This window comes from Pseudorhizobium flavum (assembly GCF_044142885.1).
GTDB lineage: Bacteria > Pseudomonadota > Alphaproteobacteria > Rhizobiales > Rhizobiaceae > Neorhizobium > Neorhizobium flavum.
In genome coordinates this window covers 366,931-387,870 of the sequence record NZ_JBIOKZ010000001.1, presented here as the reverse complement: position 1 = coordinate 387,870, position 20,940 = coordinate 366,931, and the positions used below count along the sequence as shown (strand labels likewise).

21 protein-coding genes are annotated in these 20,940 nt (G+C 61.0%); 20 read left to right on the top strand and 1 reads right to left on the bottom strand.

Going from position 1 to position 20,940, the window contains the following annotated elements; genetic code table 11:
* Window positions 1-71 precede the first annotated feature (71 nt).
* From ACEPP2_RS01760 to folD, 16 genes are all read left to right on the top strand, one after another.
* Entirely contained in the window at window positions 72-1,607 is a 1,536-nt protein-coding gene (locus ACEPP2_RS01760) for a flagellar hook-basal body complex protein (RefSeq protein ID WP_395515606.1), read from the top strand.
* 29 nt (window positions 1,608-1,636) lie between these two features.
* Window positions 1,637-3,103: a flagellar hook-associated protein FlgK gene (gene flgK, locus ACEPP2_RS01755; protein ID WP_395515605.1), complete on the top strand. Its 1,467-nt coding sequence runs from the start codon at window positions 1,637-1,639 to the stop codon at window positions 3,101-3,103.
* A gap of 2 nt (window positions 3,104-3,105) precedes the next feature.
* Window positions 3,106-4,203, top strand: coding sequence for a flagellar hook-associated family protein (locus ACEPP2_RS01750; RefSeq protein ID WP_077549083.1), 1,098 nt, complete (start codon window positions 3,106-3,108; stop codon window positions 4,201-4,203).
* Between the two features lie 33 nt (window positions 4,204-4,236).
* Window positions 4,237-4,584 (top strand): flagellar biosynthesis regulator FlaF, encoded by a 348-nt coding sequence (gene flaF, locus ACEPP2_RS01745; RefSeq protein ID WP_052636977.1) that lies wholly within the window; start codon window positions 4,237-4,239, stop codon window positions 4,582-4,584.
* On the top strand, window positions 4,581-5,030 hold the full coding sequence (gene flbT, locus ACEPP2_RS01740; protein ID WP_077549084.1) for a flagellar biosynthesis repressor FlbT: 450 nt from the start codon (window positions 4,581-4,583) through the stop codon (window positions 5,028-5,030). The genes flaF and flbT overlap by 4 nt, the downstream gene beginning before the upstream one ends.
* Entirely contained in the window at window positions 5,021-5,509 is a 489-nt protein-coding gene (gene flgD / locus ACEPP2_RS01735) for a flagellar hook assembly protein FlgD (protein WP_077549085.1), read from the top strand. The genes flbT and flgD overlap by 10 nt, the downstream gene beginning before the upstream one ends.
* A gap of 39 nt (window positions 5,510-5,548) precedes the next feature.
* Window positions 5,549-5,815, top strand: a complete 267-nt coding sequence (gene fliQ / locus ACEPP2_RS01730) for a flagellar biosynthesis protein FliQ (RefSeq protein ID WP_052641656.1) — start codon at window positions 5,549-5,551, stop codon at window positions 5,813-5,815.
* A 100-nt stretch (window positions 5,816-5,915) separates the two neighbouring features.
* Window positions 5,916-8,003 carry a flagellar biosynthesis protein FlhA gene (flhA, locus tag ACEPP2_RS01725; RefSeq protein WP_052636981.1) on the top strand — a complete coding sequence of 696 codons (2,088 nt, stop codon included), beginning with the start codon at window positions 5,916-5,918 and terminating at the stop codon, window positions 8,001-8,003.
* A 28-nt stretch (window positions 8,004-8,031) separates the two neighbouring features.
* Window positions 8,032-8,784: a flagellar biosynthetic protein FliR gene (gene fliR / locus ACEPP2_RS01720; RefSeq protein ID WP_077549087.1), complete on the top strand. Its 753-nt coding sequence runs from the start codon at window positions 8,032-8,034 to the stop codon at window positions 8,782-8,784.
* A gap of 6 nt (window positions 8,785-8,790) precedes the next feature.
* A complete protein-coding gene (locus tag ACEPP2_RS01715) occupies window positions 8,791-9,207 on the top strand; it encodes a hypothetical protein (RefSeq protein WP_395515604.1) in 417 nt (138 codons plus the stop codon).
* Window positions 9,208-9,312: 105 nt separating this feature from the next.
* Complete coding sequence (locus ACEPP2_RS01710; RefSeq protein WP_077549089.1) at window positions 9,313-9,867, top strand: rod-binding protein; 555 nt, start codon at window positions 9,313-9,315, stop codon at window positions 9,865-9,867.
* 25 nt (window positions 9,868-9,892) lie between these two features.
* Window positions 9,893-10,258, top strand: a complete 366-nt coding sequence (locus tag ACEPP2_RS01705) for a hypothetical protein (RefSeq protein ID WP_052636985.1) — start codon at window positions 9,893-9,895, stop codon at window positions 10,256-10,258.
* Window positions 10,258-10,797 (top strand): hypothetical protein, encoded by a 540-nt coding sequence (locus ACEPP2_RS01700; protein ID WP_077549090.1) that lies wholly within the window; start codon window positions 10,258-10,260, stop codon window positions 10,795-10,797. The genes ACEPP2_RS01705 and ACEPP2_RS01700 overlap by 1 nt, the downstream gene beginning before the upstream one ends.
* A gap of 275 nt (window positions 10,798-11,072) precedes the next feature.
* Complete coding sequence (locus tag ACEPP2_RS01695) at window positions 11,073-11,540, top strand: hypothetical protein (RefSeq protein ID WP_395515603.1); 468 nt, start codon at window positions 11,073-11,075, stop codon at window positions 11,538-11,540.
* Between the two features lie 98 nt (window positions 11,541-11,638).
* The gene (locus ACEPP2_RS01690; RefSeq protein WP_395515602.1) at window positions 11,639-13,309 is read left to right on the top strand and encodes a GumC domain-containing protein; all 1,671 of its coding nucleotides are present in this window, start codon (window positions 11,639-11,641) and stop codon (window positions 13,307-13,309) included.
* A gap of 116 nt (window positions 13,310-13,425) precedes the next feature.
* Window positions 13,426-14,325, top strand: a complete 900-nt coding sequence (gene folD / locus ACEPP2_RS01685; RefSeq protein ID WP_395515601.1) for a bifunctional methylenetetrahydrofolate dehydrogenase/methenyltetrahydrofolate cyclohydrolase FolD — start codon at window positions 13,426-13,428, stop codon at window positions 14,323-14,325.
* A gap of 20 nt (window positions 14,326-14,345) precedes the next feature.
* On the opposite strand, the gene ACEPP2_RS01680 is transcribed toward folD, so the two are convergent.
* The gene (locus tag ACEPP2_RS01680; protein ID WP_395515600.1) at window positions 14,346-15,368 is read right to left on the bottom strand and encodes a LacI family DNA-binding transcriptional regulator; all 1,023 of its coding nucleotides are present in this window, start codon (window positions 15,366-15,368) and stop codon (window positions 14,346-14,348) included.
* Between the two features lie 243 nt (window positions 15,369-15,611).
* Here ACEPP2_RS01680 and ACEPP2_RS01675 point away from each other — a divergent pair, with 243 nt between their 5' ends.
* From ACEPP2_RS01675 to bglA, 4 genes are all read left to right on the top strand, one after another.
* A complete protein-coding gene (locus ACEPP2_RS01675; protein WP_077549187.1) occupies window positions 15,612-16,973 on the top strand; it encodes an ABC transporter substrate-binding protein in 1,362 nt (453 codons plus the stop codon).
* A 99-nt stretch (window positions 16,974-17,072) separates the two neighbouring features.
* Window positions 17,073-18,086: a carbohydrate ABC transporter permease gene (locus tag ACEPP2_RS01670; RefSeq protein WP_077549095.1), complete on the top strand. Its 1,014-nt coding sequence runs from the start codon at window positions 17,073-17,075 to the stop codon at window positions 18,084-18,086.
* 10 nt (window positions 18,087-18,096) lie between these two features.
* The gene (locus ACEPP2_RS01665) at window positions 18,097-19,251 is read left to right on the top strand and encodes a carbohydrate ABC transporter permease (RefSeq protein ID WP_395515797.1); all 1,155 of its coding nucleotides are present in this window, start codon (window positions 18,097-18,099) and stop codon (window positions 19,249-19,251) included.
* A 31-nt stretch (window positions 19,252-19,282) separates the two neighbouring features.
* Window positions 19,283-20,938, top strand: a complete 1,656-nt coding sequence (gene bglA / locus ACEPP2_RS01660) for a beta-galactosidase BglA (protein ID WP_395515599.1) — start codon at window positions 19,283-19,285, stop codon at window positions 20,936-20,938.
* Window positions 20,939-20,940: the final 2 nt, after the last annotated feature.

Genomic DNA, 20,940 nt, shown 5'->3' with positions numbered 1-20,940 from the left:
GAATTCAGACAGCTTCACGCAAGGCCCACCACCTACTCTCCCGGACAATAAAGCTATAACGAGGATTGGATATGAGCCTCTACGGAACCATGAGAACCGGTGTGTCCGGCATGAACGCGCAGGCAAACCGGCTGAGCACGGTGGGCGACAACATCGCCAATGCCTCGACCGCGGGCTACAAGAAGGCATCCACCCAGTTCTCGTCGCTGATCCTGCCCTCCAGCGAGGGCAGCTACAACTCGGGCGGCGTCACCACGAACGTCCGCTACTCCATCTCCTCGCAGGGCACGTTCACCTACACCACGTCGTCGACAGATCTCGCCATCAACGGGCGTGGTTTCTTCATCGTCCAGGGTTCCGATGGCATCGAGTACCTGACCCGCGCAGGCAATTTCACCGGCATGTCCGACGGCACCTTGCAGAACGCCGCCGGTTTCACGCTCATGGGGTACCAGTACTCTTCGACCGATGATCCAACGATTGTCGTCAACGGCTTCGACGGCCTGACTGAGATCAATCTGTCGTCGGGCTCGCTAAATGCAGCTGCTTCGCAGACTGGCATCCTCGACGTGAACCTGCCCTCCAAGGAGGCTATCGGTTATCAGAAGACCACCTCGCTGGTCGCTTACGATTCACAGGGCAACACGCGCCTTCTCGACTTCCTCTACACCAAGGCCGCAGACAATACCTGGACGGTTGACGTGAAATACGAGGGAACGTCGATACTCAGCCAGCCCTTTACGCCCACCGCAAACGTGACCGCTACCGGAAACCTCGACTCGGCTGCCGCGGACGGTACGACCTTCCAGACGACCGAGATCGTCTATGACACGGCCGGCAATGCCCGGACGCTGCGCTACGAGTATGCCAAGACTGCCGGCGCTTGGAGTGTCAACGTCTTCGACGGGATGACGTCCGCCACGCCGCTGAACGCGGCCCCCTTTGCTATCCCGGGCGGTACGCTGAATACCCCGGCGACGGCGCCGCTCGGGGCTCTCGCCATCAACTTCTCCGGTGTCACGAGCGTTGCGGGCACCACCACGGTCTCCGCTCCTTCGGACGGCGTTGGAAACGTGCCGACCATCGAGTTCGACGTCAACGGCCAGATCGTCGGGCCGGCTTCCGTAACTACCCAGGCAATGGTCCTCGGCGGCGCCGTCTTCAATGGGCTGACGATCGACATCAGCGGATCGACGCAGTTGTCCTCGGACTTCAAGGTCGGCAATGGCAAGATCGACGGCAACGCGGCAAGCGATGTAGTCGGGCACGAAATCAGCCAGGACGGCATCGTCTACCTGAAATACTCCAACGGCAAGCTGGAGCCGAAGTATCGCATCGCCATGGCGGACGTCCAGAGTCCGGACCAGTTGAAGCCTCTGGCTGGCAATGTCTACTCCCAGAGCAACGACTCCGGCGTCATCGTCATGGGCTATGCCGCGAACGGCAGCTACGGCACGATCCTTTCTGGCGCCCTGGAAGACTCCAATGTCGATATTGCCGAAGAGCTGACCTCGATGATCGAGTCCCAGCGAAACTACACCGCCAATTCCAAGGTCTTCCAGACCGGTTCCGAACTGATGGAAGTTCTCGTCAATCTGAAAAGATGACGGGAGCTAGTTCCTAGAGGCAGCTACCCATGTCCCTTTCGTCCGCACTTTCAACGGCGCAATCCATCTTCAACAACACCGGCATTCAGACCGGCGTCGCATCGAAGAACATTGCGAACGCGCAGAACGCCAACTACGTCCGGCGATCCGCGGTGCTGACGACAGGGGGCAATGGTTCTCTCGTCGTTGCCATCGAGCGCTCCCAGAACCAGGCGCTCTACCGGCAGACCATCGAAAGCTCCTCCCTCTACAGCGGTCAGCAGATCCTGCTTTCCGGCCTCGAAGAGGTAAAGTCCCTGATGGGCGGCAACGACTATGAGACGTCGCCCTCCGCGATAATCGCCAATCTGCGCAACAATCTCCAGACCTGGGCGAGCAAGCCGAGCGAAACGACCGTCGGTGCGACGGTCATCTCGACAGCCGTGGATCTGGCCAATTCGCTCAACACTGCCTCGGACCAGTTGCAGGCCATTCGCAAGCGCGCCGACGACGACATCAAGCAGGGCGTCGAGGAACTGAACAAGCTGCTGGCGCAGTTCGAGATCGCCAACAATCGGGTAAAGCAGGAGACAGCGGTCGGTGCCAACCCGAACGATGCGCTTGACGAACGAGAGACGCTCCTGAAGCAGATCGCAGAGATCGTCGGCGTCACCACGCTGTCGCGCGAGAACAACGACCTGGTCCTGTACACGACAGAGGGCACGGTGTTGTTCGAGACCGTTCCGCGGCCCGTCACCTTTGCACCGACGGTCGCCTACGGCGCCACCACGACCGGCAACGGCGTCTATATCGACGGCGTGGCGGTCAAGGCGGGTGTCGGTCCTGAGACCAACGCCAAGGGATCGATCCAGGCGCTGCTGCAACTGCGTGACGATGTCGTTCCCGTCTACCAGAGCCAGATGGACGAGATCGCCCGTGGACTGATCATGGCGTTTGCCGAGACGGACCAGACGGTCGTTCCTCCGGCGCCGGCCATTCTTGCGCCCGGCCTCTTCACCTGGGATCTCGGTACAATCCCCGCCGCCAACATGGTCGAGCCGGGGCTGGCGGCCCGCATCAAGGTCAACCCGCTGGTGATCCCCCCGTCGGGTAACCCGATGTTGATCCGCGACGGCGGCATCAACGGCGTAAACTATGTCGTCAACACCACGGCCTCGACCGGCTTCTCGGATCTGCTCAACAAGTACGACGATGCCTTCGAGGTGAGAATCGACTTTGCGGCAAGCACCCAGGTCGGCGGCAAGCTCGATCTGCAATCCTTCGCTGCAGATTCCATCGGCTGGCTCGAGATGCTGCGCAGCACGGCAACGTCGGCCACGGAGAACAAGCTGGCGATGCTCAGCCGGGCAACGGATGCCTATTCCAGCGAAACCGGCGTAAGCCTCGACGAGGAGCTGTCGTTGCTGCTCGATATCGAGCAGTCCTACAAGGCGGCGGCAAAACTGATGTCGACGGTCGACACGATGATGCAGGCCCTGCTCGAGGCGGCGAGCTGATCATGAAGACTTCTTTCATTTCATCGCTCAGTATCCAGACAACGATGCGTTACGCTGTCGCCAAGGCGCAGCAGGACATGGTCGCCGCGCAGCAGGAGGTAACGACGGGCCGGCACGCGGACGTCGGTGTGGCGCTTGGCGCGACCACGTCCAGAAGCCTCGACCTCACCCGCGACGTGTTGCGCATCAAGTCGATGCTGACCACCAACTCTCTCGCCACCCAGCGGCTGGAATCCTCGGAAGAGGCGCTGTCGAAGATGTCTGGTCTCGGCCAGAAGATTCTCGATTCCCTCATCGGCATCGGCGGCAGCAGCGATTCCACGAACCTCAGCGTCGCACGCACGTCCATTCAGTCGGCGCTGGACACATTTGCCAGCTTCGCCAATACGTCGGTAAACGGTGAATACCTGTTTGCGGGCATCAACTCCGACATCAAGCCGTTCGAGAACGTCGCGGCGGCCGGTTCCGCGGTACAGGTCGCTTTTGATGCCGAGCTGGCGAAGTTCCTGACGGACAATGCTATTGCGTCGCGAAGCGACATGACCCAGCAGGACATGTCGGACTTCCTGGACCTTATGGAATCGAAGTTCGACGGCAGTTCGCCGCTCACGGACCCACCTCACGACATCGCGACCGTCGGTACGGATTTCTGGGCGGCCTATGTATCCAATGCGTCCGACGAGAACATGAAGAGCCGCATCACGCAGAGCGAGATCGTCGAGACCTCCACGAATTCCAACACTGCAGGCATGCGGAAGTTCGTTTTGACCTCCCTGATTTCGATGGAGTTTCTCACGAACGACATTTCGGATGAAGCTCGCAGCGTCGTGACGACCCGCGCCCAGGCCTACATCGGCCAGGCGATGTCGAGCCTCACCGGTGAGCGGGCCCGTCTCGGTCTTTCGGCAGAACGGGTGAAAAAGGCCGACGAGACGCTCGAGGCACAGCAGAAGATCATCGAAGTGCATCTCAACGACCTCGAATCGGTGGATGCCTACGAGGCGTCCACCCGGGTCAAGGGCCTTCAGGCGTTGATCGAGACAGCCTACACGCTGACCGCACGTCTACAACAGTTAAGTCTGGTCAACTTCCTCAGATGATTGAGGAAACAGGTGAAAATGAAGGATACATGAATGTACCAGTTTTCATATGCCGAGATCATGGAAGATGGCGTCGCCGACGCCAAGGACCGTGAACGGCAGGCGCTGGAACGATCGATAGAACTTCTGGTCGCCGCGCGTGACGCAGGAGCTTATTCCCGCCACACTATCGAGGCGGTCTACTACACACGGCGGGTCTGGATACGTCTGATCGAGGACCTCAAGCAGCCGGAAAACGAGCTCGGCTCGGAGCTGCGCGCCAATCTGATTTCGATCGCGATCTGGATACTGAAGGAATGCGAGCGGATCAGGAAGCGCCAGTCGACGAACTACCAGGGCATCATCGACGTGACCACCATCATCAAGGATGGACTTAAATGAAAAGTACGCTGCGCATCTCGCTGAAATCGGGCGAACGCATCTTCATCAACGGCGCGGTGCTGCGGGTTGATCGCAAGGTTGCATTGGAATTCCTGAACGATGTGACGTTCCTCCTGGAAAACCACGTCCTCCAGCCGGAGGAAGCAACGACGCCGCTGCGGCAACTCTACTTCATTGCCCAGATGATGTTGATCAATCCCGAAGGCAAGGACCAGTCGATGGCTCTTTTCCGGAAGTCGGTGAGCATGCTCCTGAACTGCTTCCAGAACGAAGAGGTGCTGGCAGAGCTGAAGCGGATTGACGGGATGGTAGCCTCGGGGCGCGCCTTCGATGCTCTGAAGGCTATTCGCGGCCTCTATCCGATCGAGGACCGCATCCTCAACAGCCAGGAAATGACGCCGGCGACGGTCGAGCAGATTCGCAAGGAGATCGCCCCATGGCGGTAGATCCGGTAACCACGGCGGCTTCCAACCCCTGGGCGAATGCCGCCGCCACGACGAAGGACGCTGACAAGGCAGGGCTGAACTACGACAGCTTCCTGAAGCTGCTCATCGCCCAGATGAAGAACCAGGATCCGACCGATCCGATGGATGCGAGCGAGCAGATGTCCCAGCTTGCCTCCTTCTCCCAGGTCGAGCAGACGATCCAGACGAACGCCCACCTGCGCAGCATGCTGCAGGCGGAGGCGCTGACACGTGCGGGCGATCTCGTCGGCAAGTATGTCCAGAGCGCCGACGACAAGGTCATGGGTAAGGTCAAGGAAGTCGAAGTCTACTCGGATGGCGTGATCGTCATCACCGAGAACAACGACAAGGTCCTGTTGCAGGCCGGCGTGGTGATCTCCGACAATCCGATCGTCAAGACGACGCCCGGCGATAACACTGGCGGGTCGACGGACGGTTCAGGCGACGATACAACAAGCTGATGACTGAAGGCCCGAATGATTCGGGTCGGAGCTGGCGACATGAACGAAGCCGATGCCCTGGATATCATGCAGGCGGCGATCTGGACCATCCTCGTGGCGTCCGGTCCCGCCGTGCTGACGGCCATGATTGTTGGCGTCGGCATCGCTATCCTGCAGGCGCTCACGCAGGTGCAGGAAATGACGCTCACCTTCGTGCCGAAGATCGTCGCCATCATGATCATGATCGGCGTCTCGGCGCCCTTTATCGGCGCTCAGATCAACCTGTTCGCCAACCTCGTCTTTTCGCGGGTGCAGTCGGGCTTCTGACCCGGCCGATGGGATGACACCCTCGCGCAAGCTTCGCCGTCTAGGAAGACGGTGAACTGGCAGTACTTCTGCCGCCATCTCATGAAGAGACGGATGCATCATGGCGCAACCACCTGCACTTTCCATTCCCAAGGTAGCACCGAACGGACGTGATGTCGGCTTTGCGCTGGGCATCATCGCGATCCTCGGCATCCTGTTCCTGCCCATACCGACCTTCATGATCGACATGGGGCTGGCATTCTCGATCGCCTTCTCCGTGCTGATCCTGATGGTGGCGCTCTGGATCCAGCGGCCGCTGGACTTCTCGTCCTTTCCGACCATCCTGCTGATCGCCACGATGATCCGCCTGTCGCTCAACATCGCAACGACGCGCGTCATCCTTTCGAATGGACACCAGGGCCACGACGCCGCGGGCGGCGTGATCTCCGGCTTCGCCGGCCTGGTCATGTCCGGCGACTTCGTGATCGGGATCATCGTCTTCATGATCCTGATCACCGTCAACTTCATCGTCATCACCAAGGGTGCCACGCGTATCGCAGAAGTCGGCGCCCGCTTCACCCTCGATGCGATACCCGGCAAGCAGATGTCGATCGATGCGGATCTCTCCGCAGGCGTAATCGACGAGAAGGAGGCGCAACGCCGTCGCGGCGAGCTCGAGCAGGAAAGCTCCTTCTTCGGCGCCATGGACGGTGCATCCAAGTTCGTCCGTGGTGATGCGATCGCCGGCCTCATCATTACCGCGATCAACATCTTCGGCGGGATCATTATCGGCTATTTCCGTCACGGCATGGAAATTGGCGAAGCGGCCGATGTCTTCGTCAAGCTGTCGGTGGGCGACGGCATTGTCTCGCAGATTCCGGCGCTGGTTGTTTCGCTGGCCGCGGGCCTCCTCGTGTCGCGCGGCGGCACAGCCGGGTCAACCGACAAGGCAGTCGTGGACCAGCTGAGCGGCTACCCGCGTGCTCTCTCTATGGCGGCCAGCCTGATGGGAATGCTGGCGCTCGTCCCGGGTCTTCCGCTGGTGCCTTTCCTGGCGCTCGGCGGCGTGATGGGCTTCGGCGCATGGTATATTCCGCGGCGTCTGGAGACCGAGAACAAGCAGCGCCGCGAGGACGAGGAGAAGAAGGTCGTCCAGAACAAGGAGGCGGAGAAGGATTCCGTCAAGAGCGCGCTCCGGACGGCCGAAATCGAGCTGGCACTCGGCAAGCAGGTCTCCACGCGCCTGCTCGGTGCGCATCAGGAACTCGCCTTCCGCGTCGGCAAGATGCGCAAGAAGTTCGCGACCCAGTACGGCTTCGTGGTTCCGGAGATCAAGGTGTCAGACGACATCATGATCCCGGAGAAGTCCTACCAGATCCGTATCCACGGTACGACGATCGCGTCAAACACGCTGCGTGTCGGCGACGTGCTGGTCGTGACCGGTTCCGGCCGCAAGCCGAGCATCCCGGGTGACGAGATTCGCGAGCCCGCATTCGGCATGCCGGCCGTATCGATTCTCGAGACCTTTGCCGAAGACCTGAAGCGCGAGGGCTTCCATCCGATCGACAACGTCTCGGTCGTACTGACGCACATGTCCGAGGTCATTCGCAACAACCTTCCGCAACTCCTGTCCTACAAGGACGTGAAGGTCCTGATCGATCGCCTTGATCCCGAATACAAGAAGCTCGCCGACGAGATCTGCTCCTCGCATATGTCCTATTCGGGCCTACAGGCGGTGCTGAAGCTTCTGCTCGCCGAGCGCGTCTCGATCCGCAACCTGCACCTGATTCTGGAAGCCGTCGCGGAGTTGGCTCCTCACGTGCGCAAGACCGAGCAAATCGTCGAGCATGTCCGTGTTCGCATGTCACAGCAGTTGTGCGGCGATCTGGCGGACAATGGTGTGCTTCGCGTTCTCCGCCTCGGAACCAAGTGGGACATGATCTTCCACCAGGCCCTGAAGCGGGATGCGAAGGGCGAGGTCGTCGAGTTCGACATCGATCCGCGCAGCCTGGAGGAGTTCAGCGAGCAAGCGACTAAAGTTATCCGTGAATTCATGGACCGCGGACTGCCTTTCGTCCTTGTCACATCGCCTGAAACACGGTCCTATGTCCGCATGATCATCGAGCGGCTGTTTGCGACGCTTCCCGTTCTCTCCCACGTCGAACTTGCCAAGGGACTCGAGATCAAGATTTTGGGCTCCATCTCCTGATGGCCGAGCCCGGCAGGGGATCGTCCGGATGATTACCGACCCGCAGGGGACCATACTGGCACTGTTTCTCGCCTTCTGTCGCATGGGCGGGTGCATCATGGTTCTGCCGGGATTTGGAAGCGCGCGCGTACCTGCCAATATTCGACTTTTCCTGGCGGTGGCCGTGTCCGTGGCGGTTCTCCCGCTTCTATGGGACGTCATCTATCCGCGAGCTACTTCGCCCGATGCTACCTATATTGGGCTGATCGTCAGCGAAACGCTTATCGGTGTCGTCTACGGATTGATCGCCCGCCTCTACACGTTGGGCATGCAGTATGCAGGCGCAATCCTCACCATGTCGATTGGGTTCACGGCGCCCGGCGGCACGGACGTCCTGGAGGACACCTCAGAAAACCAGCTGACGAACCTCCTGACCTTCAGCGCGCTTCTGCTGCTCTTCATGCTCGACTTCCATCACATCGTCATCCGCGCGCTGGTGGATTCCTACGCGGCGACGCCTGTTGGAAATCTGGTCGATCCTCAAAAGATGCTGATTACTCTGACGGACACGTTGCGCGCCTCGACGGATCTGATGTTGCGGCTTGCGAGCCCCTTCCTGATCTACGGCCTGATGTTCAACGTCGGCATTGGGTTGATCAACAAGCTTGCGCCACAGATCCCGGTCTTCTTCATTTCCACCCCATTCCTGCTCGCGGGCGGTCTGTTCCTGCTCTACCTGTCGATCGCCGCCCTGATTCGCCAGTTCGCGGACGGTTTCCCGATGGTCTTTCTTTCCTTCTGAGGTGTCATGGCTGACGAGCAGAACAGGTCGAAGAAGCTGAAACGCCTCGTGAGCGTCCAGCGCCATATGGAAAAGATGGCGGAGCACGAGCTCGCCGCGACGACCCAGCACCGTGCCGAGGTGGCCCAGTCGATGGAGGTCGTGATCCAGGCGATCGGCTCGATCGATCCGATTCACCGTTCCTTTTCGCAGAACTACGCCGAGCGCTTCGGCCGCCTGACGATCAAGGACGGCCAGTTGGAGAGCATCCAGCAGATACAGGAAATGAAGGTGCTCCGGGAGCGCACAAAGGGCGATCGGCTCGAGGCGCACATGAAGAAGGCACGCGAGCAGGAGGAGCGCCAGGCGTCCGACCAGGCGATCTACGATCTCCTGGAAATCACCTTCGCCGCGCCAGCCTCCAGCAAGGTTCAGTCGTCATAGTCTTGGCCACAGTCGAAAAGGGGCGGCCCAGGCCGCCGCTAGAAAGCAATCGAACCGTTGCTGCCATGGCCGACATGCCTGGCGGCCGTGGCGAAAGGAACTGACGTGGCGATCTCCCCTCCCAGCGATCTCGTCCTGGACGTGGTCCGGGCTGCAGACCCGGCTGAAGTCCAGGCGGCCCAGGCGAAGTTGAAGGCGAACAAGGCTGCATTTGCGGCGAGCAGCCTGGCCGAGGTCGGGGCAGGTTTCGGCGCGGCGCTCGACGTCATCTCGACACCGGCGACGAAGGCAGGGCTCGCCAATCCCGCGCCCGCGGCAGAGACCGCGCGGATGCCGGAGGAATACCGGAAGTTCGAAGCAAGCATCCTGCAGAACTTCGTCAGCTCCATGCTGCCGAGCGACAGCGAGCAGGTCTATGGCAAGGGTTCGGCCGGCGAGTTCTGGAAGAGCATGATGGCCGAGCAGATCGCAGACGGCATGTCGCGGAACGGCGGGATCGGCATTGCCGAGCAGATGTACTCCCAGGCGTTGGCGCGGCAGGAGGCGGCAGTCGTCAATGCCACGACAGATGAAAGCGATCGCGATCGCGCCATGCGGATGAAGACCGATATTGAACGTCAGGTCCTGGATCTTGCTCCTACGCAAGAGGGTGAGGCCTGATATGGAAAATGCTGGGGCAGGACAAATGGAAGTTGTTTCAAACGATCACCGGATCAAGACAGTGCTCGGCCGCCTGGAGATGATCGTAGATAACGAGAACCAGCGGCTGGGGACGGATGCCGAGTTCGACCTCAAGGTCTCGAACGCGCACAAAAGCAGGTGCCTGTATGAATTGACCATGTTGTTCCGGAGCACCGATCCGAAGGAACTGGCAGTCGCGCACATCGACCAGATGCACCACTTGAAGGAAAAACTCGCGATCAATGCGCGCCGTGTCGAGGCACATCTGCACGCCGTACGCGCGGTCGCTGACCTCCTCAAGAACGCGGCCCGCGAAGCCGACGGTGACGGCACATATACCCAGGAACAATTCCTCTACAGCGAGATGTGATGATCAAGCTGCTTCTGACCGGACTGTGGGTCTGCATCGTGACGCTGGCCGCAGTTTATTTCTCCGTCCAGATGTCTGCACCGCCGCCACCCGTCGACGAGGAGGCTGCCCGCAAGGAGGCATTGGAACTCGTCCGGGGCGAATCGCTCACGGTTCCGGTCATCTCTGACGGTATGATCACAGGCTATTTCCTTGGCCGCTTCTCGTTCATGATGGACAAGGAACAGATCAAGGGCCAGAAGCTTCCGATGACGGAACTGACGACCGACCAGTTGTTCACACTGCTGGTCGGCGACAAGATGATCGATCTCGGCAACCCGGGCGCGTTTGATCTGGAGACATTCCGTACCCGCATCAAGGACCAGCTGAACGCCAAGCTGGGCGAAGGAATGGTCGATGAAGTCCTTGTCGAACAACTGGACTTCATATCCAAGGAAGACATTCGAACCAATGTTGCCCGGGAAGGCAAGCGACCGATCGCGCCGACCAAGATTGTCGAAGGCGTTGTGGTCGAGGAGCCGAAGCCTGCCACCCATTAGCCCGTAAAGCACCGATCGTTTAAAAATTGAGCGATCTGCTTACGCGGCCATTCACCGGGCTCTGCTACAACTACCGGCCAAAGATGGTTCGGTGGTCGTTCATGCGAGAAGCAAACTCTCCAGATCAGGATTGTGTCCCGGTTTGTGTTCAGCTGCTATCTCTGACAGAGGGCCGGGCCGTTGACCGGCTGCAAGCTTGGAACGCGACGCTGTCGGCGCTGGAAGCAATGATCGTCGGACAGGCGACTGGTACATCAGTTTCATTCGATGAAGTTGTGCACAGGTCTAACCGCGGTCCGCTCGCAGCCGTCTCCCGTCTATGGTCGATTTTCCTTGCACCGCGTCTGCGCAGACTATGCTCGTGGAGGAGCGGGCGCTGGGACTGCTCTGCCTCCGAGCTCGTCCCTGCGCTGCTGACCTTCGTCGAGCGTCCGCTGCGGATCGTCGTGATCGGCCGGACGGCCGATGAGCTGGCTTCGGCAGGGCGTCATCTCAAGGCCCATGCACCCTGGCACGGTTACACAACGGCGGACCTTGGTGAGCTCCGCGATCTTCCCCATTCCGATCTGGCACTGATTGCCATTCCCGATATCAGCGCCGAAGATCGGCTTCGGCTCTCGGTGGTTTCAGCGAGCCTCAAGCTGTTTTGTGGCACGACACCTGAAAGTCTTGTCGTGCGAATGGAGCCGCCTCAGGCTGCGCCTCCGGGGTCGCAGAACGAACCTCACCGACAGGCGGCGTGAGACGGAATCCCGCCATCGGTTAACGGTTTGTTTCCCACGTCTGTTTAGCATCCCTTCATGATCTCCTGAGGCGGCAGACCCAACTGCCGGACTGACCGATGCTAGCCGAGCGTCCGAACCATGACCTGAGTGAAGTCGATGCATTGGCATCGGCGGCGCCCTCGCGCCTCCTGCGCGGCATCGTGACTGTCCTCCTCGCCGCGGCTGTAGGTGCCCTGATCTCGCTTCCCCTGGCAACGTGGTCGCCCCGCCAGGTCAGCGTGGATGCGACCCTGAAAATCGAGGGTGGAGCGCTCACGGCTTCGATGGCGGCATCCTTGTCGAATGCCATATCCTCGGAGGGCGCCGAGCGCGTCCATACCGCAGTGGAGCGACAGAACGAAGCGGATGCCGGAAACAGCTCCCTGTCTAGGATGATACTCGACGCACTGCTGGGCGCTCCACCGGTTGCCTCCGTTGACGAAGCGGCCGCTGAGGTGGCAGCCGGTTCAGTCCAGCTTGTCCCCGCGGAAGACGGCAGGATGCTGCTGGTCCGCGCGACTGCTTCCGACGCGGCCACCGCAACGCGTGCAGCCAACAGCGTGGCCGCTGAACTTCTCGACAACCCGGCTGTTTGGCTTCCTGTCGCGCCCGATCAGAGATTGCCGAAACTCAAGGCGGCGGCGGAAAAGGCGAAAAGGGACCTCGAAGCCTTCAAGGCGGGTCTCGACAGCAAAGAGCTTGCTGCGGCCAAGCGCGCGGGCGGAGCGGCGGAGTTGTCCCGACAGGAAATCAGTGCGCTTGAAGCCCGGCTCATGCAACTCGACGAGCAGGTGCAGGAAGCGGCGTCGATGACGTCTGCTGACGTGTTGAAGCAGTCGCTGCCGGATCGGCTCGAATACACGGCGCTGGAGTATCACCGCCAGCGATATGTCGAAGCGAAGCTTGCCTTCGACCAGCTCTCGCAACAGCTGGGGCCGCGCCATCCCAACCTTCTGGGTGCGAAGGGCGGGCTTGATGCCGCGAAGGCCGACATCGACCGGGAACTGGTGAAACTCGTGAAGGGCCTTGAGGCACAGAAAGCGGACGCGTCGCAGAAACTCGCCGAACTGAAGCGTCGGATGCCTGCCGTCTCACCCGAAAATCAGGCGCTGCGCCAGAAGCTGGACTCTCTGGAAGCGGCGGCGCGGACGTCCGAGGAGCTTTACCGCGAGGCCAGCAGCATAGCTCAGACGGGCAATGCTGCGAGCCCGCTGTCACTGACCTTGATCGCTCCGGCAGAGCCGGAGCGGGCCGTCACCACGGACTGGACGCTCCCGGGATCGATGGCCACCGGAGCGGTGGCGGGCATGTCGATAGCGCTGATGTTCCTTCACTGGAGGCGTCGTCCGCGAACGGTGTCTCGCACCGTCTCTGAAGATGCCCGCGATGGCATGCGGTCCGACCGGGATGTGCAGGAGATGAATGATGCGCTTTCGGACCATGGTGAGGGCGTAGAGGACGGCCTTGCCTTGTCGCCTTCAATGGATGATGCACCCCTGGCGGAGCGCATTCGACAGATCCTCTATCACAACGCCGTTCCCGCGGATTGCGCTCCGTCCTATCCGCCTCTCGTGGCATCGGCGATCGCGGGTGAGGTGCATCAGTCGGTTCGCCATGAGCTCTCCCCTGGAGATCTTCCCCCGCCTGCCAATGACGAGGACCCGCTGGAGCGGGAGCTCTGGGAACTGCATCACCAGCTTGTCGAGCTTCGGGGACGGGTCGTGCGTCGCTCCGCCAGTGGCCGCTGAAGGCATTCTTTCTTGCATTTCTCCTGCTTGCGACGCATTAGGCATGACAGCCTGATGTGCAGCCAGGGTGCTGCGCAGACTTCAGTTTCGGTCTCATTCGACAACGGGGAACGCGTGTGGCGACGATCATCGACGGCAAGGTAGCGGCGGAATCGGTCATTGAGACCGTGACGAGGGCGGCGGCAGCCATGGAGAGCGACGTCGGGGTGAAGCCTGGCCTTGCCGTGGTCATTGTCGGCAATGATCCTGCCAGCCACGCCTATGTCAATTCCAAGAGCAAGATGGCGAAGCAGTGCGGCTTCAACTCCGTGCAGCACAGCCTGCCTGAGGAGACAACGCAGGAGGAGCTGGAGAAGTTGGTCTCCGAACTGAATGCCGATCCTGCCATCCACGGCATTCTCGTCCAGTTGCCGCTGCCGAAGCACCTGAAGTCGGAGCCGGTGATCCAGTCGATCGCGCCGGAAAAGGATGTCGACGGGCTGAACGTCGTCAACGCCGGCAAGCTCGCGACAGGCGATCTCGCAAGCGGACTGATCTCCTGTACGCCCGCCGGTGCGCTCATCCTCATCAACAAGATCCATGGAACCGACCTGTCGGGTCTCAACGCGGTCGTCATCGGTCGTTCGAACCTGTTCGGCAAGCCGATGGGCATGCTGCTTCTGTCGTCGAATGCGACGGTGACCCTGGCGCATTCGCGCAGCAAGGATCTGCCCGGCATCTGCCGCAACGCGGACATCCTCGTCGCCGCCGTCGGACGCCCCCACATGGTCAGGGCCGATTGGGTGAAGCCCGGTGCGACGGTCGTCGACGTCGGCATCAATCGCGTCCCCGCGCCTGAAAAGGGTGAGGGCAAGACGAAGATCACGGGCGATGTCGCCTATGAGGAATGCGCAGCGGTTGCCGGTGCGATAACGCCGGTCCCCGGTGGCGTCGGTCCTATGACGATCGCCATGTTGATGGCAAATACCGTGGTTGCCGCCTGCAGGACATTCGGGCGCCCGATCCCGAAGTTCTGACGGCACGAGCGCTATGCCCCTCAGCGGGGGGCGGCGCCCGTCGAGCTGCGCACGATCAGTTCAGCCTTCCAAAGTTCCTGTTCGGGTCCTGTCTCAAGTCCCTTAATCCGGTCGATCAGTCGCTGGCCGATGCGCATGCCTGCGGCCCTGAGTGATGACCGAGTCGTGGTTAGCGGCACGGAGAAATCCTCAGGCTTGAGCAGTGGCAGGACATCGTCATGGGCGATGAGGGAGATGTCCCGGCCGAGCCTCAGGCCCGCTTGATTGACGGCCCGTATCGCCCCGAGTGCGAGTACGGTACTTGCGCAAAGCACGGCCGTGGGGGGCGAGGGCTGTTCCAGAAGTTCCTTCATGCCGCGGAAGCCGAACTCGTCGGTCATGGCTGTATGGCGCATTTGGTCAGCCTCCAGGGCAAGTCCTTTCGCGGCGAGCGCCGCCTCTACCCCGGCTTTGCGGCGGATGGTAAAATCCACACCGCCCGGCCCGTTGAGCAGGCCGATCCGCCGATGGCCGAGTTCCAGGAGGAGATTGGTGGCGTCGCGAAAGGCGGCCTCATTGTCCACGTCGAGATAAGGATAGTCGCCCTCGATCCCAATCGAGCGCCCGTGGACCAGATAAGGGATCCGGAGCGACTGCATCAGCGTAATTCGCGGATCATTCGCCTGCATGTAAGCGAGATAGATCCCGTCGACGCTGCCGCTCGCGACAAGCCAGCGAAGCGCATCCTCCTCCTCGCCAGGCTTCTTCGGCATCAGTACAAAGTGAAAATCCCGCCGAGCAGCTTCCTCGCCCAGGCCGCTCAGGAATTCCGCGAAATGGATATCGGCATAATAATCGGGCGCTGCGGGCATGACGAGGCCGATCGATCCTGCCCGCCCGGTGGCCAGACGCTGCGCCGCTGCATTGGGACGATATCCTGTCTCTTCCGCAGCCTTGAGAACGCGCTCTCGGGTTGCCCTGTTGACCTCAGGATAGCCGTTCAGCGCGCGACTGACGGTTGTCTGTGACAGGCCCAGCAGCTCCGCCAACTGCCTCAGGTTCACGACTACTCCTCCCTGCCACACTCTCAAAGCGCTTTGAACTAGTAACAGCGGTTTATTGAAATCTCAAACAAAAGCTATCGATCATACTCGCCCGGATGTTGGTTGTGCTGCGGTGCAACACTAATATGCCGCCCGAGGACTTGACAGTGACAGGTCGGAGAACACATGACTACCGATCAAAGCGCTTTGGGCAGACAGCAATCTGTGACACTGCGCGACCAACAAAGAGGGAGGTCTTCGATGATAAACAAGTCACTGTGGATGGGCGTTGCACTGACCGTGCTTATGGCGGGCGGGGCTGCCGCGCAGGAGCTCAAGTTCGCTCCGGGCGAAGACTCTCGTTTTAACTGGCAGAGCTTCGAGGACTTCAAGTCGGCGCACGGCGATCTCAAGGGGCAGAGCCTAACTCTGTTCGGTCCATGGCGCGGCGACGACGAGATCCTCTTCAACAGCGTGCTTGCCTATTTCCGCGAGGCGACGGGCGTCGATGCCCGGTATTCCTCTTCCGAGAACTACGAGCAGCAGATCGTGATCGACACGCAGGCGGGTTCGCCGCCGAACATCGCCATCCTGCCGCAGCCGGGCCTGCTGGCCGATCTCGCATCCAAGGGCTTCCTCGTTCCCCTTGGTGACGAGACTGCAAACTGGGTGAAGGAAAACTACGGCGCCGGCGAGAGCTGGATTGGTTACGGCACCTACAAGGGCAAGGACGGGGCGGAAGCCTTCTACGCCTTCCCCTACAAGGCGGACGTGAAGTCGCTCGTCTGGTACGTGCCGGAGAACTTCGAGGAGGCCGGCTATGAAGTACCGGAGACCATGGAAGATCTGTTGGCGCTCAGCGACCAGATCGTCGAGGACGGCGGCGTGCCGTGGTGCATCGGTCTGGGTTCGGGCGGTGCTACCGGCTGGCCCGCAACCGACTGGGTCGAGGACCTGATGCTGCGCACCCAGCCGGCGGAGACCTACGACAAGTGGGTGAGCAACGAGATCAAGTTCAATGATCCGGCCGTCGTCGGCGCGATCGAGGAATTCGGCAAGATCGCCCGCAATGACAAATTTGTCAGCGGCGGCGTGGCAGCGGTTGCTTCGACCGACTTCCGCGACAGCCCGAAGGGCCTCTTCGACATTCCGCCGAAGTGCTACCTGCATCATCAGGCGTCCTTCATCCCGTCCTTCTTCCCCGACGGCGTGGAGCTTGGTGCGGATGCTGACTTCTTCTACATGCCGACCTACGAAGCCAAGGCCGATCTCGGCACTCCCGTTCTCGGCGCAGGCACCCTGGTCACCATTACCAAGGATTCGCCGGCCGCCCAGGCCTTCATCGAATTCCTGAAGACGCCGATCGCGCACGAGGTATGGATGGCTCAGGCCGCGTTCCTGACGCCGTACAAGGGCGTGAACGTCGAGGCCTATGCCAACGACCCGCTGAAGAAGCAGGGTGAGATACTCACCTCCGCCACCACCTTCCGCTTCGACGCATCGGACCTGATGCCCGGCAAGATCGGCGCAGGCGCCTTCTGGACGGGCATGATCGACTATGTCGGCGGCAAGGATGCAGAGGCCGTAGCAACGGATATCCAGAAAGCCTGGGATGGCTTGAACTAAAATCGGCGGGACCGTGCCCCGGGTCATCGGACGCACGGTCTCCCGAAACAGCAACAGATTCAGCGGCCGCAAGAGCCGCAAGGCCGGGAGGGGGGAGTGATGGCATCACAGATCGTATCGGCCGTCGGCGTCATGGTCGTCGGCGTGTTTGTCTGCGCACTCTATTACTGGCTGTCGGACAAGGTCCTCCAGGTCATCTTCCCCACGCCACGGGACGATGTCCAGCGCGCGTCGCGCAACCTCAACCGGCGAGCGGTCGTCCGGCCCTGGCTTTTCCTCGGGCCTGCTCTGATCCTTCTCGGCATCTACCTCGTCTATCCGGTCGTTGCGACCTTCATCCTGTCCTTCTACGACCGATCGGGAACAGCCTTCGTGGGGCTCGCCAACTACCGTTGGGCGCTTTCCGATGCCGGGTTCCGGCAGTCGATCTTCAACAATTTCTTGTGGCTGCTGGTGGTGCCGGCCGCCTGCACCTTCCTGGGTTTGGTGATCGCGGTTTTGACGGATCGCATTTGGTGGGGCAACATCGCCAAGAGCCTTGTCTTCATGCCGATGGCGATCTCTTTTGTCGGCGCATCGGTGATCTGGAAGTTCATCTACGAGTACCGGGGCGCCGGGCAGACGCAGATCGGCCTGCTCAATGCCATCGTCCAGTTCTTCGGCGGCGACCCGCAGGTCTGGATCGCGCTGCCGTTCTGGAACAACTTCTTCCTCATGGTCATCCTGATCTGGATCCAGACCGGTTTCGCCATGGTGATCCTGTCGGCGGCGCTGCGCGGCATTCCCGAGGAGACGATCGAGGCGGCGGTGATCGACGGCGCCAATGGCTGGCAGATCTTCTGGAAGATCATGGTTCCCCAGATATGGGCCACAATCGCTGTCGTCTGGACGACGATCACCATCCTCGTGCTCAAGGTCTTCGACATCGTGCTGACCATGACCAACGGCCAGTGGGACACGATGGTGCTCGCAAACTTGATGTTCGACTGGATGTTCCGTGGCGGAGGTGATTCCGGCCGGAGTGCGGTCATCGCCCTGGTGATCATGGCCGCGGTGACGCCGATCATGATCTGGAACATCCGCCAGGCGAACCGCGAAACGGGGGGGCACTGACATGGCTACTATGGCAGCCCGCATCCGGCGCGTCGGACTTCCCCGTTTCTTTGTCCACCTCTCGGTTCTACTGATCGTCATCATCTGGCTGGTGCCCACGCTCGGCATCCTGGTCACCTCGATCCGCGACCGGGACCAGATCACCACATCCGGCTGGTGGACGGCGTTCTCGCGCTCCGCCCAGACGGCCGCGGTGCGCCTTGCGGACCCTTCCGCGCAGCGGCAAGAGGGTACCAGCTATGTCATCACCGGCAATGTCTTCGAGGAAGGTGCTTCCGGCACGGTACGCGCCTTCGGTGTTCGCGTGCAGGAGCCGGCTGCGTTCGAAGCCGGCGAGACCGCCGATCTGGGAGATGGCGAGGCGCTGACGGTCAACGGCGACGGCAGCTATGTCCATTCCAGCACGACACCCTTCGAGGGAAACCGCGGCCAGCGTGTCTATCTGACGGTGGCGACGCCGCCCGAATTCACGATGGAAAACTATCAGACCGTGGTGAATGCCGAAGGTCTTGGTCAGTCCTTCATCAATTCGCTGACAGTGACTATCCCGGCAACCATCATTCCGATCCTGATTGCGGCCTTTGCAGCCTATGCGCTGTCCTGGATGGAGTTCCCCGGGCGCACGATCATCATTGCGACCGTCATCGGCCTCATCGTCGTGCCGCTCCAGATGTCGCTGATACCGCTTCTACGGTTGTATAACGAGATCAGCATACTCTTCGGCGTCCCGTCGAAGACCTATGCCGGGATATGGCTCGCCCACACGGCCTTCGGCATGCCGCTCGCCATCTACCTCCTGCGCAATTACATCGCGGGCCTGCCCAAGGAGATCATCGAATCTGCCCGTGTCGACGGCGCCAGCGACTTCGAGATCTTCATGAAGATCGTGCTCCCGCTTTCCTTCCCGGCGCTCGCCTCCTTTGCAATTTTCCAGTTCCTCTGGGTCTGGAACGACCTGCTTGTCGCGATCGTCTTCCTTGGCGCCAGCCGGGACCAACTGGTCCTCACCGGCGCACTGAATGCGCTGCTCGGCTCGCGGGGAGGCAACTGGGAGATTCTGACCGCTTCCGCCTTCATCACCATCATCGTGCCCCTCCTCGTGTTCTTCGCGCTCCAGAGGTATCTGGTCCGCGGCCTGCTGGCGGGTTCGGTGAAGGGCGGCTGAAGCATATTCTTTCACAAAAACAGGACACTGAATGACCATACTCGCAGGAACGCCCGCGGCACCGGACAAGGACTGGTGGCGCGGCGCCGTCATTTATCAGATCTACCCGCGCTCCTTTCAGGACTCCAACGGTGACGGCATCGGGGACCTGAAAGGCATCACCGCGCGTCTGCCGCATGTTTCGGCTCTCGGCGCCGACGCGATCTGGATATCGCCGTTCTTCCCGTCGCCGATGAAGGACTTCGGCTACGACGTGTCGAACTATACCGAGGTTGACCCGATGTTCGGGACGCTCTCGGATTTCGACGCGCTCATCGCCGAGGCCCATCGCCTCGGCCTCAAGGTGATGATCGATCTGGTGATGTCGCACAGTTCCGACCAGCATGCCTGGTTCATCGAGAGCCGGTCGAGCCGGGTCAACCCGAAGGCGGACTGGTATGTCTGGGCCGATGCCAAGCCGGACGGTACGCCGCCGAACAACTGGATGTCGATCTTCGGCGGGTCCGCGTGGCATTGGGACCCGACCCGCATGCAGTATTACATGCACAACTTCCTGACGTCCCAGCCGGACCTCAACCTGCACAATCCGGAGGTCCAGGATGCTCTCCTTGACATGACGCGCTTTTGGCTGGAGCGCGGTGTGGATGGCTTCCGGCTCGACACGATCAACTTCTACTTCCATGACAAGGAACTTCGCGACAATCCGGCTCTAGAAGTGTCGCGGCGCAACGCCTCCACGGCGCCTGCGGTCAATCCTTATAATTTCCAGGAGCACATCTACGACAAGAACCGTCCGGAGAACCTGGATTTCCTGAGGCGGTTCCGCGCGGTGCTCGACGAATTCCCGGCAATTGCCGCCGTCGGCGAGGTGGGTGACAGCCAGCGTGGCTTGGAGATTGTCGGCGAGTACACCTCCGGCGGCGACAAGATGCATATGTGCTACGCCTTTGAATTCCTGGCGCCGGACGCGCTGACGCCATCGCGGGTCAAGGAGGTCCAGACAGCATTTTCGGCCGCAGCGCTCGAGGGCTGGGCCTGCTGGGCCTTCTCCAATCATGACGTCGTCCGTCACGCCAGCCGCTGGGGCGCCGAGGTCCAGGATCGCGATGCCTATGTCAGGATGCTCGCGGCAGTGCTGATGACGCAGCGCGGATCGGTCTGCATCTATCAGGGCGAGGAATTGGGCTTGACCGAAGCGGACATCGCGTTTGCCGACCTGCAGGACCCATACGGGATCCAGTTCTGGCCAGAGTTCAAGGGGCGGGACGGATGCCGAACCCCGATGGTCTGGGATGCTCAGGCGCTCCATGCCGGCTTCTCAACCTCCGACCGCACATGGCTTCCCATTCCGGTCGAACATCAGCTTCGCGCCGTCAGCGCCCAGTACGGCGATCCGGACTCGGTGCTGGAGCAGTACCGGCGCTTCCTTGCCTTCCGCAAGCAGCATCCCGCGCTGGCCAAGGGAGACATGGAACTGCTTTCGTCCGAGATGCCGCTCCTGCAATATGAGCGGCGCTACGGCAACGAGATCGTCCTGTGCGTCTTCAACATGTCGCCGGGTTCGGCGACGGCAGAGCCACCTCCCGGCGACTGGGAGGTGCTGGAGGGTCACGGCTTCGAAAGCACGGTGGAAGGCAACCGCATAAACCTGCCCGCGTGGGGGGCGTTTTTCGCCCGGCGGGCCTAAAG